Annotated in this window: 17 protein-coding genes; 12 read left to right on the forward strand and 5 right to left on the reverse strand. The window is 68.5% G+C overall.

Annotated features, from left to right (window positions below; all coding sequences use genetic code 11):
- Positions 1-434: 434 nt before the first annotated feature.
- Positions 435-2,651, reverse strand: a complete 2,217-nt coding sequence (locus tag BM066_RS19185; protein WP_089929956.1) for a S9 family peptidase — start codon at positions 2,649-2,651, stop codon at positions 435-437.
- 285 nt (positions 2,652-2,936) lie between these two features.
- On the opposite strand from BM066_RS19185, the gene BM066_RS19190 reads away from it, so the two are divergent.
- Complete coding sequence (locus BM066_RS19190; protein WP_089929957.1) at positions 2,937-3,272, forward strand: EF-hand domain-containing protein; 336 nt, start codon at positions 2,937-2,939, stop codon at positions 3,270-3,272.
- Positions 3,273-3,290: 18 nt separating this feature from the next.
- Here the strand turns inward: BM066_RS19190 and lepB are convergent, their stop codons facing one another.
- The 3 genes from lepB to BM066_RS19205 form a co-directional block, all read right to left on the reverse strand.
- Complete coding sequence (gene lepB, locus BM066_RS19195) at positions 3,291-4,061, reverse strand: signal peptidase I (protein WP_089929958.1); 771 nt, start codon at positions 4,059-4,061, stop codon at positions 3,291-3,293.
- 133 nt (positions 4,062-4,194) lie between these two features.
- Entirely contained in the window at positions 4,195-6,570 is a 2,376-nt protein-coding gene (locus BM066_RS19200) for a TonB-dependent receptor (RefSeq protein WP_089929959.1), read from the reverse strand.
- A gap of 148 nt (positions 6,571-6,718) precedes the next feature.
- Positions 6,719-7,330 carry a cation efflux transmembrane domain-containing protein gene (locus BM066_RS19205; protein ID WP_089929960.1) on the reverse strand — a complete coding sequence of 204 codons (612 nt, stop codon included), beginning with the start codon at positions 7,328-7,330 and terminating at the stop codon, positions 6,719-6,721.
- Between the two features lie 154 nt (positions 7,331-7,484).
- Between BM066_RS19205 and ettA the strand changes: the two genes are divergently transcribed.
- Genes ettA through BM066_RS26090 form a run of 3 tightly spaced genes read left to right on the forward strand, consistent with a single transcriptional unit; the run spans position 7,485 to position 9,742 of the window.
- Positions 7,485-9,152 (forward strand): energy-dependent translational throttle protein EttA, encoded by a 1,668-nt coding sequence (gene ettA, locus BM066_RS19210; RefSeq protein ID WP_089929961.1) that lies wholly within the window; start codon positions 7,485-7,487, stop codon positions 9,150-9,152.
- Positions 9,153-9,167: 15 nt separating this feature from the next.
- Entirely contained in the window at positions 9,168-9,398 is a 231-nt protein-coding gene (locus tag BM066_RS19215; RefSeq protein WP_089929962.1) for a DUF433 domain-containing protein, read from the forward strand.
- Positions 9,395-9,742, forward strand: coding sequence for a DUF5615 family PIN-like protein (locus tag BM066_RS26090; RefSeq protein WP_143093769.1), 348 nt, complete (start codon positions 9,395-9,397; stop codon positions 9,740-9,742). The genes BM066_RS19215 and BM066_RS26090 overlap by 4 nt, the downstream gene beginning before the upstream one ends.
- A 59-nt stretch (positions 9,743-9,801) precedes the next feature.
- On the opposite strand, the gene BM066_RS19225 is transcribed toward BM066_RS26090, so the two are convergent.
- The gene (locus tag BM066_RS19225) at positions 9,802-10,221 is read right to left on the reverse strand and encodes a hypothetical protein (RefSeq protein WP_089929964.1); all 420 of its coding nucleotides are present in this window, start codon (positions 10,219-10,221) and stop codon (positions 9,802-9,804) included.
- A 303-nt stretch (positions 10,222-10,524) separates the two neighbouring features.
- On the opposite strand from BM066_RS19225, the gene BM066_RS19230 reads away from it, so the two are divergent.
- The 8 genes from BM066_RS19230 (at position 10,525) to BM066_RS19265 (ending at position 17,808) form a co-directional block, all read left to right on the forward strand.
- Positions 10,525-11,484, forward strand: coding sequence for a 2-hydroxyacid dehydrogenase (locus BM066_RS19230; RefSeq protein WP_089929965.1), 960 nt, complete (start codon positions 10,525-10,527; stop codon positions 11,482-11,484).
- Positions 11,485-11,488: 4 nt separating this feature from the next.
- Positions 11,489-12,145 (forward strand): hypothetical protein, encoded by a 657-nt coding sequence (locus BM066_RS19235; RefSeq protein WP_089929966.1) that lies wholly within the window; start codon positions 11,489-11,491, stop codon positions 12,143-12,145.
- Between the two features lie 99 nt (positions 12,146-12,244).
- Positions 12,245-12,619: a VOC family protein gene (locus BM066_RS19240; protein ID WP_089929967.1), complete on the forward strand. Its 375-nt coding sequence runs from the start codon at positions 12,245-12,247 to the stop codon at positions 12,617-12,619.
- A gap of 96 nt (positions 12,620-12,715) precedes the next feature.
- Positions 12,716-13,717 (forward strand): ArsR/SmtB family transcription factor, encoded by a 1,002-nt coding sequence (locus BM066_RS19245; RefSeq protein WP_089929968.1) that lies wholly within the window; start codon positions 12,716-12,718, stop codon positions 13,715-13,717.
- Positions 13,714-14,670: a methylenetetrahydrofolate reductase [NAD(P)H] gene (gene metF, locus BM066_RS19250; RefSeq protein ID WP_089929969.1), complete on the forward strand. Its 957-nt coding sequence runs from the start codon at positions 13,714-13,716 to the stop codon at positions 14,668-14,670. The genes BM066_RS19245 and metF overlap by 4 nt, the downstream gene beginning before the upstream one ends.
- A complete protein-coding gene (gene blaCAU / locus BM066_RS19255; RefSeq protein ID WP_089929970.1) occupies positions 14,667-15,533 on the forward strand; it encodes a CAU/MBL1b family subclass B3 metallo-beta-lactamase in 867 nt (288 codons plus the stop codon). The genes metF and blaCAU overlap by 4 nt, the downstream gene beginning before the upstream one ends.
- Positions 15,534-15,727: 194 nt before the next feature.
- On the forward strand, positions 15,728-16,804 hold the full coding sequence (locus BM066_RS19260; RefSeq protein ID WP_089929971.1) for a homocysteine S-methyltransferase family protein: 1,077 nt from the start codon (positions 15,728-15,730) through the stop codon (positions 16,802-16,804).
- 8 nt (positions 16,805-16,812) lie between these two features.
- Positions 16,813-17,808 carry a D-alanine--D-alanine ligase family protein gene (locus BM066_RS19265; RefSeq protein WP_089929972.1) on the forward strand — a complete coding sequence of 332 codons (996 nt, stop codon included), beginning with the start codon at positions 16,813-16,815 and terminating at the stop codon, positions 17,806-17,808.
- Position 17,809: the final 1 nt, after the last annotated feature.

The raw sequence follows: 17,809 nt of genomic DNA on the forward strand, positions 1-17,809 counted from the left end.
GAGTTCTTTGATAAATACCGTTTCGACGAAGCCGATCGCTCCGCGCGGTCGTTTTCCGCCAGCGTCCGGTGGGCAGCCCTGTTGAGGCTTAGCCGGACCCGGTCTCGATCCCTTTCGGGAGAAACCAGACGCCGGGGGCGCGGGCCTATGGGCAATTCACGCGCTTTGTCCCCGTTCGACGCCGACGGCGGGCGGGCTCCCCAACGATGGAAGGCCCCGGACACGCTGGAGTAACCCCCTCCAGCCCAGTCCCGCTCGATCGCCCCCCGCCGCCGCATCGGTCGCTGGCCATGCGCCCTTTCCCTGCGTCGAGGTGAGTAAAGGATACGGCCGGTCCGAGAGGGTGCGGGGATTAAAGTTTTAGCGCCGCGATTTCAGCGGCTTGGTCGTCGCATTGACGGGGACACGCCGCAAGGGCGTGTCCCCGGCCGATGCTACCGCCCCTTCAACTGCCGATCGAAGAACTCCAGGTGGGTCTTCAGCACGTGCAGGCCCTTGGTCTTGCTGCCGGGCGCGCTGTGGCGCTCGCCGGGATAGAGCATCATCTCGAACGGGATGGCGTTCTTCTGCAGGGCCGCGATCAGGCGGGTGCTGTTCTCGAAGATGACGTTGTCGTCGGCCATGCCGTGCAGCAGCAGCAGGCTGTCGGGCTTGAGGTTTTTCAGGCGGCCCAGCACGTCGGACGCGGCGTAGCCGTCCTTGTTCTCGTCCGGCTTGCCCATGAACTGTTCGGTGTAGTGGGTGTCGTAGAGGCCCCATTCGGTCGGCGGGGCGCCGGCGGCCCCGGCCTTGAACGGGGTGTCCGGCGCGGTCATTAGCATCAGGGTCATGAAGCCGCCGTACGACCAGCCCATCACGCCCAGCCTGTCGGCGTCGACATAGGGCAGCGACCGCAGGAACCGGGCGCCGGCCAGCTGGTCCTCGACCTCGACCGTGCCCATGCGGCGGTCGAGCGCCCGCTTGAACCTGGCCGAGCGGTTGGCGCTGCCGCGGTTGTCCAGCTTGAAGACGACGTAGCCGTCCTCGAGATAGGGCCGCTCGCCGACCTTCTGCCAGGACCGGCTGACGGTCTGGGCATGCGGGCCGCCATAGACCGAGACGATGGCCGGATACTTCCTGGCCGGGTCGAAGCCGATCGGCTTGAGGATCTCGTAGTGCAGCACCTCGCCGTCGGACGCCGTCAGCGTGCCGTATTCCGGAACGGGCAGGGTGGCGGCGTAGGGCCAGTAGGGATGGCCCTCGGCCAGCCTGTTCTCCTCGATCCACCGCACGCGCTTGCCGCTGGCGTCATAGAGCGCGGTCTGGGGCGGGGTCTTCGGATCGCTGTAGCCGGCGGTGAAGGCGCCGCCGGTCTCGGCGACCTTGGCGGTCCACCAGCCGCCGGCCGGGGTCAGGGCCTTGGGCTTGCCGGGTTTGGCGTAGCTGACCTCGTAGATCCGCCGCTCCAGCGGGGTGTCGATCGAGGCGCTGAAGATCGCGACCTTGCGCGCTTCGTCGACGCCCTCCAGGGCGTTGACCGGCCAGTCGCCTTTGGTGACCTGAGCGATCAGTTTGCCGTCGGCGGCGTAGCGGTAGAGGTGCTTGTAGCCTGACTTCTCGGACGACCACAGGAAGCCGCCGTCCTTCAGCGGCTTGAAGTCGTCGGACAGTTCGATCCAGTGGGCGTCGGTGTCGGTGACGATCGTCTTGCCCTGGCCCGTGGCCGGGTCGCAGGCAATCAGCTCCAGCGTCTTCTGGTCGCGGGTCTGGCGCTGGACGTACAGGGTCTTGCCGTCCTCCGACCAGTCGACGCGGGCGACATAGATGTCCTTGTTCGGACCCAGGTCGATCTGCACGATCTTGCCGGTGGCCAGGTCCTGGACGAACAGGTCGACCACGGCGTTGGGACGGCCGGCGCGCGGATAGCGCTGCTCGACCACTGTGGCGCCGCCCGGGCCGATGTCGGCGCGCGGGACGACGTCGACGCCGCTTTCGTCGACGCGGGTGTAGGCGATGCTGGTCTCGCCGGGGTTCCACCAGTAGCCGGTGAAGCGGTCCATCTCCTCCTGGGCGACGAACTCGGCCGTGCCGAACGACAGGGTGTCCTTGCCCTGGGTGGTCAGGGCCTTCTCCGGCCCGCCGGCCACCGGCTTGATGTAGAGGTTCTGGTCGCGGACATAGGAGACGAAGCCGCCCTTGGGCGAGACCTTGGCGTCGACCTCGTCGCCGGGGGTCTCCGTCAGGCGGGTGACCTTGCCGTCGGCGACGCTGTCCAGATAGAGGTCGCCGTCCAACGGCACCAGGATGAACCGGCCTTCCTCGTCCCAGCTGTATTCGACGATGCCGCGGGCCGAGACGCGGGCCCGTTCGCGGCGAGCCTTCTCGGCTTCCGACAGCTCCTTGCCGCCCGACGACAGGGCCGCCGAGTCGATCAGGCGGTAGGGCTCGCCGCCCTTGACGTCGGCCGCCCACAGGTCCTGGACGTTGGCCGCCTCGGCCTTGCCCTTCAGATAGGTGACGCGCTTGCCGTCCGGCGACAGGGCCACGCCCTTGGCCGTGGGACCGTTCAGGGCCGGGTCGGCGAAGATTCGCTCCGGGGTGAGTTTTTCCGCCAGAACCGGCGACGACAGGGCGAGGCAGGCCGTGATGGCCAGGAGCGAGGGTCTGATCATGGCGCGGGACGCTAGAGGCGAGCGTGGCCGTTGTCAGCAGGGAAGTTCAGGGCCCTTCCCGCCAGGCCGGCGGGCCGAAAGGTGCGTCAGCTCGCCGCGCTGCGAAGGAAAGACTTGCCATGACGCCGCTGTTAGCGCTAACAGGAGCCCGTGAGGCGCCGAGCGCCTCTGCCCTTCCTGGGCGTTTCCTCCCTAATGAACTTCAGCCCGGTCTTTTTGGCCGGGCTTTCTTTTTGGGCGATCGGAAAGATGCTAGCTCTTGGCCGAGGCCTGAGAGGATGTCCGATGAGCGCCGGCAAACCGCCCAAGAAGAGCGACATGCTCGAGGTCCGTCTGCCCCACGCGACCAAGGTCGCGTTCATGGCGCGCTGCCGTGAGACGCGCCGCACCGCCAGCGAAGCGGTCCGCGTCTTCATCGAGCAGGAACTGGATGGCCGGACCGGCAAGCCCCGCCGGCCCAACCTGGTCTGGCGCGTGCTGGCCGCGGCCCTGGCCGGCCTGGCTGTCGGCGCGGTCGCCGCCCCCTCGCTGGCCCGGCCGATCCGAGCCCAGGCGGCGTTCGACCGTCTGGACGCCAACCACGACGGGGTGTTGAGCGTTGAGGAATTCAGCCGGCGCTGACGGCGGCCGCGCCCAGACCTAGCGGATGGGCTTCAGGAAGCGGTCGAACTGCAGGTCCAGCCATGTCCAGGGCTTGAGGATCGTCGCGCCCGGCCGCCATGACAGCAGCACGAAGCCGGCCTTGCCGACCAGGTTCTCGGCGGGCAGCAGGCCCACGCCCAGTTCGCGCGGCCAGCGGCTGTCCAGCGAGTTGTCGCGATTGTCGCCCATCACGAAGTACTGGCCCGCCGGCACGACATAGCGGTCGGTGTCGTCGCCCGGCTGGCGGGGCCCGCCATCGTAGGTGACGTAGGCGCGGCCGTCCGGGGCGGATTCGCCGACCGCCAGCACCGGCCGGCCCGGCGCGTCGTGGTCTCGCGTCACGCCCAGGGGCGTCCGCGGCAGGGGTTGGTCGTTGACGAAGACCTGGCCGTCGCGGACCTGCACCCGGTCGCCGGGCAGGCCGATCACGCGCTTGATCCAGGTCTGGCGCGGGTCGCGCGGCAGCCGGAACACCACCACGTCGCCCCGCCGGGCGGTGCGACCCAGCAGGCGTCCCCCGAACACCGGCGGGTTGAGGGGAAACGATGCGCGGCTCCAGCCGTAGGCCAGTTTGGAGACCACGATGTAGTCGCCGGTGACAAGGCCCGGCTCCATCGAGGACGAGGGGATGGTGAAGGGCTGGAAGACCACGATCCGCAAGGTCAGGGCGATGGCCAGGCCAAGGCCGGTGGTGCGGGCGATGTCGATCGCCTCGCGGCGAAGGCCGGGTTGGGCGGGAGCGCGGGAAGGGGAAGCTGTATCGGTCATGCCCGAAGGACGCGCCGCATCACCGCAAGACGCCAGGAAAGCCTTGTCGGGACGGCCGCAAAATCCTGTCCGGACAAGAAAAGGCCGGACAGCTTTCGCCGCCCGGCCTCGATTTCCGTGTGATCCTAAGCCGCTAGAACTGCTTGCGGATCGTCACGAAGCCCTGGCGCGGGGCGCCCGGCAGCAGGGTCATGGCCGTGCCGCCGCGGTCGGCCTTGGACGCGCCGCCCGATCCCACCGTCGAGATGTAGTCCTCGTCGGCCAGGTTGGTGACATTGGCCTGCACCTCCAGCCCGCGCAGCAGGCCCTGTTCGGCCTGGAAGCGGTAGCCCACCGTCAGGTCGGCCACGGTAAAGCCGTCGACCTTGCCGCCGTCGTTCTCGAAGGTGTACCAGCGCGAGCTGGTGTAGCTGACGCCGAGATTGGCGAAGAAGCCGCCCTGGTCGTAGGCCAGCGTGGCCTTGACCAGGTTCTTGGGCGTGAAGACCACGTCCTTGCCCTTGGTGTGCATGGCCACCGAGCCGCCGGCCCCGGGGACGTCGTCCTTGTAGGTGGAGTCGTTGTAGGCGTAGGAGCCGTAAAGCGACCAGGCGTCGGTGATCCGGTACTGGCCGGCCAGCTCGATCCCCTTGGTCTCGACCGCGCCGACGTTCGACAGCACCGCCGGCAGGCCCAGGATCGGCGGGGCCGTGCTGGCGCTGGCCAGGCGGTTCTCGAAGTCGACGTGATAGAGCGCGGCCACGCCCTGGAAGCGGTCGTTCTTGTAGCGGACGCCGCCTTCGAAGGTCTTGGCGGTTTCCGGCTCCAGGTTGTCGCGGACATAGTTCACCGCCGCCTGGTTCTGCGAGGCGAACGGGCCCGAGGTGGCGGCCGAGACATAGGCGGCCATGTTCTCGGTGTAGCCGCCGAACAGTTCGACGCCGTTGTTCAGGTCATAGACGACGCCGACCTGCGGCAGGAAGCTGTCCTTGGACTCGATCTTGCCGCTCATGGGGCTGCCGGCGATGGTCGAAACCTCGTTCTCGACCTTCAGGGCCTTGAAGCCGAAATTGACCTTCAGGGCGTCGTTCACCGTCCAGACGTCCTGGATGTAGCCGGTCGTGGTCCTGGTGTTGAACCGGTATTCCCACGAGGTCTTAAACGGGTTGGACTGGAAGTCCAGCGGATCGCGCGACGGCTTGGCCAGGGTCTCGGCGTAGAACCGGCGGGCCTGGTGGAAGTCGTTGTCCTCGATCCAGAAGCCGGCGCTGAGCGCATGGGCGCCCAGGTCGGCGTAGACGTCGCCGATCAGGCCGGCCCGGTCGATGTCGTACTCGGTGGTGCGGATCGACAGCGGGGCGGCGGTCGAGCCGGTCGTCCCGTAGCCCGGGCTGACCGTGTAGGGCGTGTACCACAGGCCCTGGCCCCGGTTCTTGTGGCCGTAGGCGGTGAGGTCGACGCGGACCTTGTCGCCCACATTCTGCTTCAGGGTGACGGCGTAGAGATCATCGTCGCGGATGCCGGCGCCTGCATAGTAGGCGTCGTCGGGATTGGCCACGCCGTAGGCGGCGTAGGGGTTGGTTCCCACGCCGGTCCAGTAGCCCGAGGACGGGTCCAGCTGGCCCGACAGGTAGTTGGCCGGGTTGTTCAGCGCCTGACCCACGCCGATCGCCTTGTTCCAGTCGGGCTGGAAGTTGTCCCAGTCGCGGCCCAGGCGCTTGATCATGTCGAACGACATGTCCTGGTAGTCCTGCTCGCGGCGCTCGGAATGGTTCCAGAACGCGGTGATCGAGCCGACGTCGCCGATCGGCAGCACGAACTTCAGGTCGTACTGGCGCTGCTTCTGCTCGCCGCCGCCCTTCCACTTGTCGGACTTCTGGTCGACGACCGAGACGTAGGCGCGCAGGCCGGCCAAGGCTTCGATCGCGCCGGTGTCGATGCGGCCGAACAATCGGTGCATCGAGTCCGAACCGGCCGTGGCGTCGGTCTGGACGTGGAACTCTTCCGACGGGGCACGCGAGAAGAATTGCAGCGTGCCGCCCAGGTTCGAGGTGGAGGCGGTCGACAGCGAACCGGCGCCCTGGGCCAGTTCGACCTTGCCGAGATCCTCGCTGGCGACGGCGCGGCTGATATGCAGGCCGTTGTAGTTGCCGTAGCTCATGTCGCCCAGCGGCACGCCGTCCAGGGTGAAGCCCAGGCGGCTCTGGTCGAAGCCGCGGATGGCGACGCGGGTCGACCACTCGTAGGCGCCGAAGGCGTCGGCCGACTGGAAGCTGACGCCGGGCAGCTTCTCGACGGCGCGCAGCGGGCTGGAGCCGGCGGCCAGGACTTCGATCTGGGTGGTGTTGATCGTCTGGACCTGGCGGCTCTGGCCCTGGCCCAGCACGATCACGGCGTCGACGGCGTTGGCGTCGGCGGGGGCCGTGTCGGCCGGCGCGGCGGCGGCGGCGGGTTCGGCGGCCAGGGCCAGGTGCGGCGCGGCCAACAGCAAGGCGCAGAAGGCCCCGCCCAGCATCAGGTGTCGTTTCATGCTTGTATCCCCACGCCGACGCTCAAGGGGAGCGGCGCCGGCTTGGGGAGCTGCGGTAACAGCGCTCGACGACAGCGCGCCGACAGTTCGGTGTCGGGTTTCCGACGGAACGGCGACGACTGGATGACGGTGGGGGCCGTCTGGGCGACTAGGGGGCGAGGTCCGCCGAAGCGTCGCGATGCTCCTCGCGCGCGGCTCGCCAGACCGCCTTGGCCGCATCGACGTTCATCGCGGCGATCCCCAAGCCCGCCACGATGTCGGGCCAGGGCGAGCGCGTGACCGCCGTGACGGCGCCGGCGACGATGATCGCCAGATTGGCCAGGGCGTCGTTGCGCGCCGAAAGGAACGCGGCCTTGGTCAGGCTGCCCGAGCGTTCGCGGAACCGCGCCAGCAGGAAGGCGCAGAACAGGTTGACGGCCAGGGCGCCGGCGCCGGTCAGGGTCAGCGAGAACGCCTCCGGCGGCGTCGGGTCGGCGACCTTGCGCCACAGGGCCCAGAGGAAGGCCAGGGCGGGGGCCAGCAGGAGGCCCGCCAGGGCCATGCCCACCCGGGCCCGCCGCCGCAGGCTCCAGCCCAGGGCGGCGAAGATCAGGAAGTTGACCGCCGCGTCCTCGAGGAAGTCGACGCTGTCGGCCAGCAGCGACACCGAGCCGATGTGCAGGGCGACGGCGAACTCCACGCCGAAATAGGCCAGGTTCAGGGCCGCCACCAGCCTCACGGCCCGGCGCAGGTCGTCGTTGCGGGACAGGGGGGCGGACATGGCTGGGTCTCCTCGGCCTGGCGGCTTAGCCTGAACCGGACCCCCGCGGCCAGTGATCGCGCGACAGCGCTCGAAACATTGCGGAATCCCGCCCCGGAGGCTATCTGAGCGCCCGACCCCCCGATCCCGAATACCGAAGAGGCCGACGCCCCCCATGGCTCAGCAATATATTTTCCAGATGCAAGGCCTGACCAAGGCCTATCCCGGCGGCAAGAAGGTCTTCGAGAACATCTGGCTGTCGTTCTATTCCGACGCCAAGATCGGCGTCGTGGGCGTCAACGGCTCGGGTAAGTCGACCCTGCTGAAGGTGATGGCCGGGCTCGACAAGGAATTCTCGGGCGAGGCCAAGGCCGCCGACGGCGTCAAGCGCGGGTACCTGCCGCAGGAGCCGGTGCTGGACCCGACCCTGGACGTCTGGGGCAACGTCATCGCCGACTGCGAGGACAAGAAGGTCTTCGACAAGTACAACGAACTGGCCGTCAAGCTGGGCGAGGACTACTCCGACGAGCTGATGGAGGAGATGACCAAGCTCCAGGAGATCATCGACGCCAAGGACCTGTGGGACATCGACTCCAAGGTCGAGATGGCGATCAACGCCCTGCGCTGCCCGCCCAACGACGCCAATATCGAAAGCCTGTCGGGCGGCGAGAAGCGCCGCATCGCCCTGGCCCGCCTGCTGCTCAGCAAGCCGGACATGCTGCTGCTGGACGAACCGACCAACCACCTGGACGCCGAGTCGGTGGCCTGGCTGCAGCACCACCTGGAAGAGTTCCCGGGCTGCGTGATCCTAGTCACCCACGACCGCTACTTCCTGGACCAGGTCACCAAGTGGACCCTGGAGCTGGATCGCGGCAAGGGCATCCCCTACGAGGGCAACTATTCCGGCTGGCTGGAGCAGAAGCAGAAGCGCGTCGTGCAGGAGCAGTCGGAGTCCGAGGCCCGCCAGCGCGCCCTGACCCGCGAACTGGAATGGGTGCGCAGCTCGCCCAAGGCCCGCCAGTCCAAGTCCAAGGCCCGCCTGGCCTCGTACGAGGAGATGGTCGCCGCCCAGGAAAACGCCCGCGCCGCCCAGACCCAGGCCCACATCCAGATCCCGCCCGGCCCGCGCCTGGGCAACGTGGTCCTGGAAGTCACCGGCCTGGAGAAGGAGTACGGTGACAAGGTGCTGTTCAAGGATCTGTCGTTCAAGCTGCCGCCCAACGGCATCGTCGGCGTCATCGGTCCCAACGGCGCCGGCAAGTCGACCCTGTTCAAGCTGATCACCGGCCGCGAGCAGCCCGACCAGGGCACGGTCAAGGTCGGCGAGACCGTGAAGCTCTCGTATGTCGACCAGTCGCGTGACGCGCTGGACGCCAACAAGACCATCTGGGAAGAGATCAGCGGCGGCACTGACGTGATGATCGTCGGCAAGCGCGAGATCAACAGCCGCGCCTATGTCGGCAGCTTCAACTTCAAGGGCGGCGACCAGCAGAAGAAGGTCGGCCTGCTGTCGGGCGGTGAGCGCAACCGCGTCCACCTGGCCAAGACCCTGGCCACCGGCGGCAACCTGCTGCTGCTCGACGAACCGACCAACGACCTGGACATCGAGACCTTGCAGGCCCTGGAAGAGGCGCTGGAGGAGTTCGCCGGCTGCGCCGTGGTCATCAGCCACGATCGCTGGTTCCTGGACCGCCTGGCCACCCACATCCTGGCCTTCGAGGGCGACAGCCACGTCGAATGGTTCGAGGGCAACTTCGAGATGTACGAGGAAGACAAGAAGCGCCGCCTGGGCGCCGACAGCCTGATCCCCAAGCGCATCAAGTTCCAGAAGTTCGCGCGGTAGTGTAGGGTGCGGGGCATGAGCGATCTCTTGTCCCGCATCACCATTGAGGACGGCAAGCGCGGTGGACGCCCCTGCATTCGCCAGATGCGTATCACGGTGGGCGACATTCTGGGCTGGCTTGCGGCGGGAATGTCGGAAGCCGAAATCCTGACCGACTACGAGGAGCTTGAGGCGGACGATATCCGCGCCAGCCTGGCCTACGCGGCGCGGGAACTGGACCACGCTTCGGTGACCGCCGCCGCTTGAGGTTTCTAGTCGATCAGAACCTGCCTGTCGGCCTGCTGGATGTGCTGGAACGTCTTGGTCACGAAGCGCTGCACGTGAAGCGACTGGGGCTGTCGACGGCTTCGGATCATCACATCTGGCGCATGGCCGTCTCGCTCGGGGCCGTGATTGTCAGCAAGGACAGCGATTTCATCAGCTTTGCCGCGCGTGGAGCAGCCAGCGCGGCTCTCGTCAGGTTACGCGTCGGAAATTGCGCGAACGCCGCGCTGTACGACGCTGTCCGCCGCGCCTGGGCGGATGTCGTCGCCCGGTTGGAGGAAGGCGAAGCTGTCGTCGAGGTTCGCATCCTACCCGAGATCAACTGATTGAATGCAAGACGGGGGCGGCCTGAAAGGGGCGCCCCCGTCGTCGTTTGGGCCCGAGCCTACTTCGGTTCCGTTGGCGCGCCCGGCGTCGGGGTCGAGCCGGGGAGGTTCGCGCCAGGGGCCGGGGTCGCGGCGTCCGGCATGGGCGGCGGGGTGGCCGGCATGCTGGTGGAGGAGTCCGAGGGCATGGTCGACGAGGTCGGCGGGTTCACCGAGCCGTCGGTGGTCGTCGGCGTCGCGGGCGTGGTGGCCGAGGTGTCGGTCGACATGCCGGTCGAAGCCGAGCCGCTCCACCAGTCCTTGCTGGCCCGCTGCTTGGGCGAAGCCTTCAGGTAGGCGTCGAGCTGGGCGTAGGGGATCGGTTGCGACGGACCGGCCACGGCGGCGGAGGCTTTGGCCTTGGCTTGCGGCGCGGCCGAGGCGGCGCCCGAGACAAGCGCGGCCAGCGCGACGCCGGCGGCGAGCGTTCTGATCATCATGGGACTATTCTCCAGGCCTGGCGCGCCGACGCGGCGCGTCGCCAAGAGAAACCCCCAGTCGCGCTCGCGGTTCACAGCTTGGCTTTTTGAGCCGCGGCGGTCCGGGTTCGGAACCGCTCGCGGCGCGACCGGGTTAGGACCGCGCTAGGCCTTGCGCGATCACGCTTCCGGGAGCCGGCGGCCAATGGCGTTCGCCGGGAACTGGAGTAGCTTGATCTGGCGAAACTGATCCCGATCTCTAGGGACAGGTCGCGGTGGCGTGGCCCGCCTGGGCCGCGCGCGTCGTCCGGGATGGAGAAGAGCATGCCCCAAACGCTCGCCGAAAAACCCCACATCGTCCTTTCGCACGAGATGCTGATGCCGCTGCAGCCGCTGCTCGAGGGGGCGTACCAGGTGCACAGGCTGTGGGACTATCCCGACCATCTGGCGTTCCTGGACGGTCCGGGGCGGCAGGTGCGGGCCATCGTCCACGCGGGCGAGATGGTGCTGGCCAGGGATCTGCTGTCGGAGATGCCCAGGCTGGGCCTGATCGCCTGCGTCAGCGTCGGCTACGACGGCGTCGACGTGCCGTGGTGCAAGCAGCACGGCATCGCGGTGACCCACTCGACCGGCCTCAACGCCGCCGACGTCGCCGACCATGCCGTGGGCCTGGTGCTGGCCGCCTGGCGCGGCATCGTCGAGGGCGACCAGAAGCTGCGCACCGGCCACTGGACCAACATGGAGCGGATGAGCCCTCGCCACAGCCTGCGCGGCCGCAAGGCCGGCGTCGTCGGCCTGGGTCATATCGGCGAGGCGGTGGCCCAGCGCCTTGAGGCTTTCGAACTGAAGGTCTCGTGGTGGGCGCCGCGCCCCAAGGAGACCGAGCGCCCGCGCGCCAAGAGCCTGATGGACCTGGCCCGCGACAGCGACATCCTGGTGGTCTGCGCCCGTCCCGACGCCACCAACCGCCACATGATCAACCAGGCGGTCATCGAGGCCCTGGGACCGCAGGGCCTGCTGGTCAACATCGCCCGCGGCTCGCTGGTCGACGAGGACGCCCTGATCGCCGCGCTCAGGGACGGCCGGCTGGGCATGGCGGGTCTGGACGTGTTCGACCACGAGCCCACCCCGGCCTCGCGCTGGATCGGTGTGCCGCACACCGTGCTGACCCCCCACACCGCCGGTGCGACGCTGGACAGCATTCCGGCCATGGTCGGGCTGACCGTCGAGAACCTGCGGCGGTTCTTCAGGAGCGAGGCCCTGGCCTCGCCGGTGGACGCGTAGCCGCATGAAGGCGCTTGGCCTGGGCGGCGTGATCGCGCTGGTGTCGGTCGCCGCGGTGCTGGCGGCCGATGCGACCCATCCTTCTTCGGGCGAGTATCGGATCGACTCCGAGACGACCACGATCTCGCGCGCGGGACCCGTCGTCCTGCGGTCCGTGCAGCGGATCGACGGCGCGACGGGCGCCGTCACCGTGGAGCAATCGTCCGGCGACGGGACCACGGCGCGCCAGGACTATCCGGGGCGAGGACCCAACCTTTTCTGCTCGGGATCGGGACCTCCGCCGGCCGGCGCGGCGACCTGCGCCAATCGCGCGTTCGAGGCCTTGCCGGGCGGCGGCTCGAGCCAGGAGGCGGTCTGCGCCGGCGGCCAGACCCTGTCGGCCAACTGGCGACGGCTGGCGGACGGGCGTTGGGAGCATACGCTCGAGACCCAGCTGATCACCGCGCCGGCGGCCGCTATGGATCCCCGCACGACGGCGGCCATGGCCCCCGTCATCGCCCAGATCGAGGAGACCATCCGCTCGGGTCCGCCGCAGGAAGCCGAGGCCGCCAAGCAGCAGCTGGCGGCCCTGAAGGCCGGCATGGGCGGCGGCGCGGCGTCCGGCGGTCCGACGGTGTCGGTCCGCGAGACCTGGACCAAGGTCTCCGATCACTGCGGCTAGGGCTGGAAGAGCGCGGCGGCCATCGGCTGGACGCCTTGCGCCGCTTCAGGCCTGGTCGCAGTCTTGGGCCGTGGAACTGGGCGCTGGAGGAGGGATGACATGGGCAAGGTGCTGGGCCTGGGCGGCGTGTTCTTCAAGGCGGACGACCCGGCCGCCGTGCGTGGCTGGTACGCCCGGGTGCTGGGCTTCGACGTGTCGGAGTGGGGCGGGGTGGTGTTCGAGAACCCCAAGGGCGTCTCGACCAACTGGTCGCCGTTCGAGGCCGGAACACGCTATTTCGAGCCGTCCCAAGCCCCGTTCATGATCAACTTCATCGTCCAGGACCTGGACGGGCTGCTGGCCAAGGCCGCCGCCGAGGGCGTGCAGCCGACCGGGCGTCAGGACGAGGACATGGGCCGGTTCGCCTGGCTGATCGATCCGGCCGGGGTGAAGATTGAGCTCTGGGAGCCCTCCAAGCCGTCTTCCGAGGCATAGTTTGCCGCGTCGGGCCGCTCGGGATGCGTCGTTTCGCGACCCCGCCGGTTCGGATTTAACTTGCCAAATTGGACATAAAGATATCTTTATATCCCTATGAAGGTGTCGTTCGAACAGGTGGTGGATCTGCTGCGCGCGGCGGGCGAGTTGACTCGCCTGCGGGTGCTGGCCCTGCTGGCGGCCGAAGAGCTTTCGGTGCTGGAGCTGTGCCGGATCCTGGACCAGAGCCAGCCTCGCGTCTCGCGGCACCTGAAGCTGCTGGCCGAGGCCGGCCTGGTCGAGCGATTTCCGGACGGCGCCTGGGTGTTCTACCGCTTGGCCCTGAAATCGCCGGGGCGGGCCGTGATCGAACGGGCCCTGGACCTGATCGATCCGCAGGATTCCGTCACCCAGGGCGACGCCGAACGGCTGGCCATGGTGCGCGCCGAGCGCACCGCCGGCGCCCAGGCCTATTTCGCCCGCAACGCCGCGCGCTGGAACGAGATCCGCTCGCTGTACGTCGACGAGGCCGAGGTCGAGGCCGCCATCCTGCAGGCGGCGGGCGAGGGGCCTTTCGACGAGATGGTCGACCTGGGCGCGGGGGCGGGGCGCATGCTGACGCTCTTCGGCCGCCGGGCCGGCGCGGCCCTGGGGCTGGATCTGTCGCAGCAGATGCTCAACATCGCCCGCGACGAGGTGGCCAAGGCCGGTCTGGTCCAGTGCGAGCTACGCCACGGCGACATCTTCGCCACCGGCCTGCCGGGAGGCTGCGCGGACCTGGTGACCGTGCACCAGGTGCTGCACTATCTGGGCGATCCCGCCGCCGCCGTGGCCGAGGCCGCGCGCTTGGTGGCCGGGGGCGGCCTGCTGCTGATCGCCGATTTCGCGCCCCACGACCACGAATTCCTGCGCGAGAGCCACCAGCACCGGCGCCTGGGCTTCGCCGACGCCGAGATCATCGCCTGGATCGAGGCCGCCGGCCTGGTCCTGGACGCCAACATCGCCCTGCCGCCGATTTCCGACGAGGGCCTCACCGTCAAGATCTGGACCGCGCGTCGTCCCCACGACCTGGCCGCGGTCCATAACGCCGCCAAGACTGCCGAAAGAAGCGCCGCATGACCCTTCCGCCCCTCCGCCGCGTTCTGGGTCCGGTCGCTCGCGCCGGTGAGCGCACCGACCGCCCCCGCGTCTCGTTCGAGTTCTTCCCGCCCAAGACCGAGCAGATGGAAGAGAACCTGTGGGCAGCGATCAAGCGCCTGGCCCCGCTGGACCCGGCCTTCGTCTCGGTGACCTATGGCGCCGGCGGCTCGACGCGCGAGCGCACCCACCGCACGGTCAAACGGATCCTGGACGAGACCAGCCTCAAGCCCGCCGCCCACCTGACCTGCGTCGGCGCCAGCCGGGCCGAGGTGGACGAGGTGATCCGCGAATACTGGGAGACCGGCGTGCGCCACGTGGTGTCGCTGCGCGGCGACCCGCCGCCCGGCGAAGGCGGCATCGGCGGCGTCTACGTGCCGCGCGAGGACGGCTACAGGAACGCCACCGAGCTGACCTCGGCCCTGACCGCGATCGCGCCGTTCAACGTGCTGGTCGGGGTGTACCCGGAAAAGCATCCCGAAAGCCCGTCGATCGAGCATGACATCGAGGTGCTGAAGGCCAAGGTCGACGCGGGGGCGACCCTGGCCATCAGCCAGTTCTTCTTCGACACCGACGCCTTCCTGCGGTTCGTCGACAAGGTGCGCAAGGCCGGGATCACCATCCCGATCGTGCCGGGCATCATGCCGGTGACCAATTTCAAAGGCCTGGTGAAGATGTCGGCCGCCTGCCAGACGGCGGTGCCGGGCTGGCTGGCCAACCTGTTCGACGGCCTGGACGAGGACGCCGACACCCGCCGGCTGATCGCCTGCTCGGTGGCCTCGGAGATGTGCGCCAAGCTGCAGGAGCAGGGTTTTTCTGACTTCCACTTCTACACCCTGAACCGGGCCGACCTGGTCTATGCGATCTGCCGCGTGCTGGGCGTGCGCGAGGCCGCGTCGGCGCCGTCCCCGGTCTCGGCGGAGGCCGCGGCGTGAAACGCGCGGCGCCGATCTTCCTGGCGGTCCTGAGCCTGGCCCTGGCCGGCGCGGCCCATGCCGACGATCCGGCCAACTGGTCAAAGCCGATCCGGCCCTACCGGGTGGTCGGCAACATCTACTATGTCGGTTCCGAAGGCCTGTCGGCCTGGCTGATCTCGTCGTCGGAAGGCCATGTGCTGCTGGACAGCGGGCCTTCGCCAGCTGGCGCCAAGCTGATCGAGGCCAATATCCAGGCCCTGGGCTTCAAGCTCTCTGACGTGAAGATCCTGATCAACACCCACGCCCATTTCGACCATGCCGGCGGGCTGGCCCAGCTGAAGGCCGACACCGGCGCCAAGGTCTGGGCCTCGCGTCCGGACGAGCCGGCCCTGAAGAAGGGGCAGCACTTCGGCGACAACGACAACGGGCTGACGCCGTTCGCGCCGGTCAAGGTCGACAAGGCGTTCGGCGACGGCCAGAAGCTGAAGCTGGGCGAAACCACCCTGGTCGCCCACCTGACGCCGGGCCACACGATCGGCTGCACCACCTGGACCACCCAGGTGATCGATCGGGGGCGCCCGCTGAACGTCACCTTCCCTTGTTCGGCCTCGGTGGCCGGCAACGTGCTGGTGGGCAACAAGACCTACAAGAACATCGTCGCCGACTACCGCTTCACCTTCGCCGCCCTGAAGGCCTTGCCCACCGACGTGATGCTGCCCAGCCATGAGGAGCAGGGAAACCTGCTGGCCAAGCGCAGGAAAATGCTGGCCGGCGACGTCAACGCCTTCGTCGATCCCAGCGAAATCGCCCGCTACGCCACAGCGTCGGAGGAGGCCTTCGACAAGGAGCTGGCCCGCCAGCAAGCCGCCCGAAAGCCGTGACATAGGCGCGAGCACGCGGAATTGAGTCCCGCTTCCTCGCGAAGCGCTAAAGCATTTTCGAACGAAGCGGACACCGGTCGCGTGAAGAAAATGCGCCAAAACAAAGATCTAGAGCGCCCGGCCTGATGCAATCAGGTCGGAACGCTCTAGAAAGACCCGAACGGCCGGAGCCGACTCTCCGGCAGGAGCCGACCATGACCGATCTCACCACCCGAGCTGGCCGCATCGCCGCGCTGAAGGCCGCCGCCAAGGAACGCATCCTGATCCTCGACGGCTCGTGGGGCGTGATGTTCCAGAAGAAGAAGCTGACCGAGGCCGATTATCGCGCCCAGCGCTTCGCCGACTACGACGGCCAGATGAAGGGCAACAACGACATCCTGTGCCTGACCCGGCCGGATCTGGTGGCCGAACTGCACGACGCCTATTTCGCCGCCGGCGCCGACATTTCCGAGACCAACACGTTCTCGGGCACCACCATCGCCCAGGCCGACTACGGCCTGGACGCGGCCACGGTGCGCGACATCAATTACGAGGGGGCCCGCATCGGCCGCGAGGTCGCCGACCGCTGGCTGGCCGAGCATCCGGACAAGCCGCGCTTCATCGCGGGCTCGATCGGGCCGCTGAACGTCATGCTGTCGATGTCGTCGGACGTGAACGATCCGGGCGCGCGCAAGGTGACCTTCGACCAGGTCTACCAGGCCTATCGCGAGCAGGTGGCGGCGCTGTACGAGGGCGGGGTCGACCTGTTCCTGATCGAGACCATCACCGACACTCTCAACTGCAAGGCCGCGATCAAGGCGATCATGGACCTGCGCGACGAGGGCCACGAGGAGCTGCCCATCTGGATCAGCGGCACCATCACCGACCGCTCGGGCCGCACCCTGTCGGGCCAGACGGCCGAGGCGTTCTGGAACTCGATCAAGCACTGCAAGCCGTTCGCCGTGGGCTTCAACTGCGCCCTGGGCGCGGACCTGATGCGGCCGCACATCGCCGAGATGGCGCGCATCGCCGACACCCTGGTCGCGGCCTATCCCAACGCCGGCCTGCCCAACGCCATGGGCGAGTACGACGAGGAGCCGCACCAGACCGGCCACCAGCTGCACGAATGGGCCAAGGACGGCATCGTCAACATCCTGGGCGGCTGCTGCGGCACCACGCCGGACCACATCCGGCACGTGGCCGACGAGGTGCGCGGCCTGACCCCGCGCCCCATCCCCGAGCGCCCCAAGGCCATGCGCCTGGCGGGCCTGGAACCGTTCGAACTGGCCTAGAGAGTCCGATGCGTACAACCCTTCTCTTCGGCGGCATGAGCCGCGAGCGCCTGGTCTCGGTGGCCAGCGCCAAGGCCCTGTCCACGGCCCTGCCGGACGCCGACCTGTGGTTCTGGGCGCCGGACGACCAGGTCTATGTGGCCAGCGACGCCGCGCTGCAGGCTCATGAGCGGCCGTTCGAGATCGACCTGCCGACCGAAGGCGCGCCGATCGGCGGGATCGCGGCCGCGCTGGACAAGGCCAAGGCCGAGGACCGCGTGCTGGTCCTGGGCATGCACGGCGGCGCGGCCGAGAACGGCGACCTGGCGGCTCTGTGCGAGGCGCGCGGCGTGGCCTTCACCGGCTCGGACTCCAAGTCCAGCCGCCTGGCCTTCGACAAGATCGCCACCAAGGCCGCCGTGGCCAAGGCCGGCGTCGTCACGCCCTCGACGGTCGAACTGGCCGACGCGGAGGCGGCGCTCGCGAAGTACGGCAAGCTAGTCGCCAAGCCGGTGGCCGACGGTTCCAGCTACGGCCTGATCTTCGTCAACGACGCCGCGGACCTGGAAAGGCTGGCCGCCGCCGCCGCCCGCGAGGCCTATGTGATCGAGCCGTTCGTGGCCGGGGCCGAGGCCACCTGCGGGGTGCTGGAGCAGGACGGCCAGGTGTTCGCCCTGCCGCCGGTCGAGATCCGCCCGGCCGACGGGGCCTTCGACTATGTGGGCAAGTACCTGGCCAAGACCACCGAAGAGATCTGCCCGGCCACCTTCGCGCCCGAGGTCAACGCGGCCATGCAGGAGGCCGCCCTCAAAGCCCACAAGGCGGTGGGGGCCGGCGGCTATTCGCGCAGCGACTTCATCGTCACCCCGGACGGCCCGATCTTCCTGGAGATCAACACCCTGCCAGGCATGACGGCGGCCTCGCTGTATCCCAAGTCCCTGAAGGCGCAAGGCATCGCGTTCAGGGACTTCCTGGACGGCCAGATCGCCCTGGCGGTCGCGCGCGCCCAGGCCAAGGCGGCCTGAC

The sequence above is a fragment of the Caulobacter sp. UNC279MFTsu5.1 genome (assembly GCF_900114015.1).
Taxonomy (GTDB): Bacteria; Pseudomonadota; Alphaproteobacteria; order Caulobacterales; family Caulobacteraceae; genus Caulobacter.

What these genes read in the sequence shown, in the direction of transcription:
- BM066_RS19200 (WP_089929959.1), bottom strand. Translation starts at nt 6,570, where the DNA reads ATGAAACGACACCTGATGCTGGGCGGGGCCTTCTGCGCCTTGCTGTTG.
- BM066_RS19230 (WP_089929965.1), top strand. Translation starts at nt 10,525, where the DNA reads ATGCCCCAAACGCTCGCCGAAAAACCCCACATCGTCCTTTCGCACGAG.
- BM066_RS19245 (WP_089929968.1), top strand. Translation starts at nt 12,716, where the DNA reads ATGAAGGTGTCGTTCGAACAGGTGGTGGATCTGCTGCGCGCGGCGGGC.
- BM066_RS19185 (WP_089929956.1), bottom strand. Translation starts at nt 2,651, where the DNA reads ATGATCAGACCCTCGCTCCTGGCCATCACGGCCTGCCTCGCCCTGTCG.
- BM066_RS19240 (WP_089929967.1), top strand. Translation starts at nt 12,245, where the DNA reads ATGGGCAAGGTGCTGGGCCTGGGCGGCGTGTTCTTCAAGGCGGACGAC.
- BM066_RS19205 (WP_089929960.1), bottom strand. Translation starts at nt 7,330, where the DNA reads ATGTCCGCCCCCCTGTCCCGCAACGACGACCTGCGCCGGGCCGTGAGG.
- BM066_RS19190 (WP_089929957.1), top strand. Translation starts at nt 2,937, where the DNA reads ATGAGCGCCGGCAAACCGCCCAAGAAGAGCGACATGCTCGAGGTCCGT.
- BM066_RS19225 (WP_089929964.1), bottom strand. Translation starts at nt 10,221, where the DNA reads ATGATGATCAGAACGCTCGCCGCCGGCGTCGCGCTGGCCGCGCTTGTC.
- BM066_RS19215 (WP_089929962.1), top strand. Translation starts at nt 9,168, where the DNA reads ATGAGCGATCTCTTGTCCCGCATCACCATTGAGGACGGCAAGCGCGGT.
- BM066_RS19235 (WP_089929966.1), top strand. Translation starts at nt 11,489, where the DNA reads ATGAAGGCGCTTGGCCTGGGCGGCGTGATCGCGCTGGTGTCGGTCGCC.
- metF (WP_089929969.1), top strand. Translation starts at nt 13,714, where the DNA reads ATGACCCTTCCGCCCCTCCGCCGCGTTCTGGGTCCGGTCGCTCGCGCC.
- BM066_RS19260 (WP_089929971.1), top strand. Translation starts at nt 15,728, where the DNA reads ATGACCGATCTCACCACCCGAGCTGGCCGCATCGCCGCGCTGAAGGCC.
- lepB (WP_089929958.1), bottom strand. Translation starts at nt 4,061, where the DNA reads ATGACCGATACAGCTTCCCCTTCCCGCGCTCCCGCCCAACCCGGCCTT.
- BM066_RS19265 (WP_089929972.1), top strand. Translation starts at nt 16,813, where the DNA reads ATGCGTACAACCCTTCTCTTCGGCGGCATGAGCCGCGAGCGCCTGGTC.
- ettA (WP_089929961.1), top strand. Translation starts at nt 7,485, where the DNA reads ATGGCTCAGCAATATATTTTCCAGATGCAAGGCCTGACCAAGGCCTAT.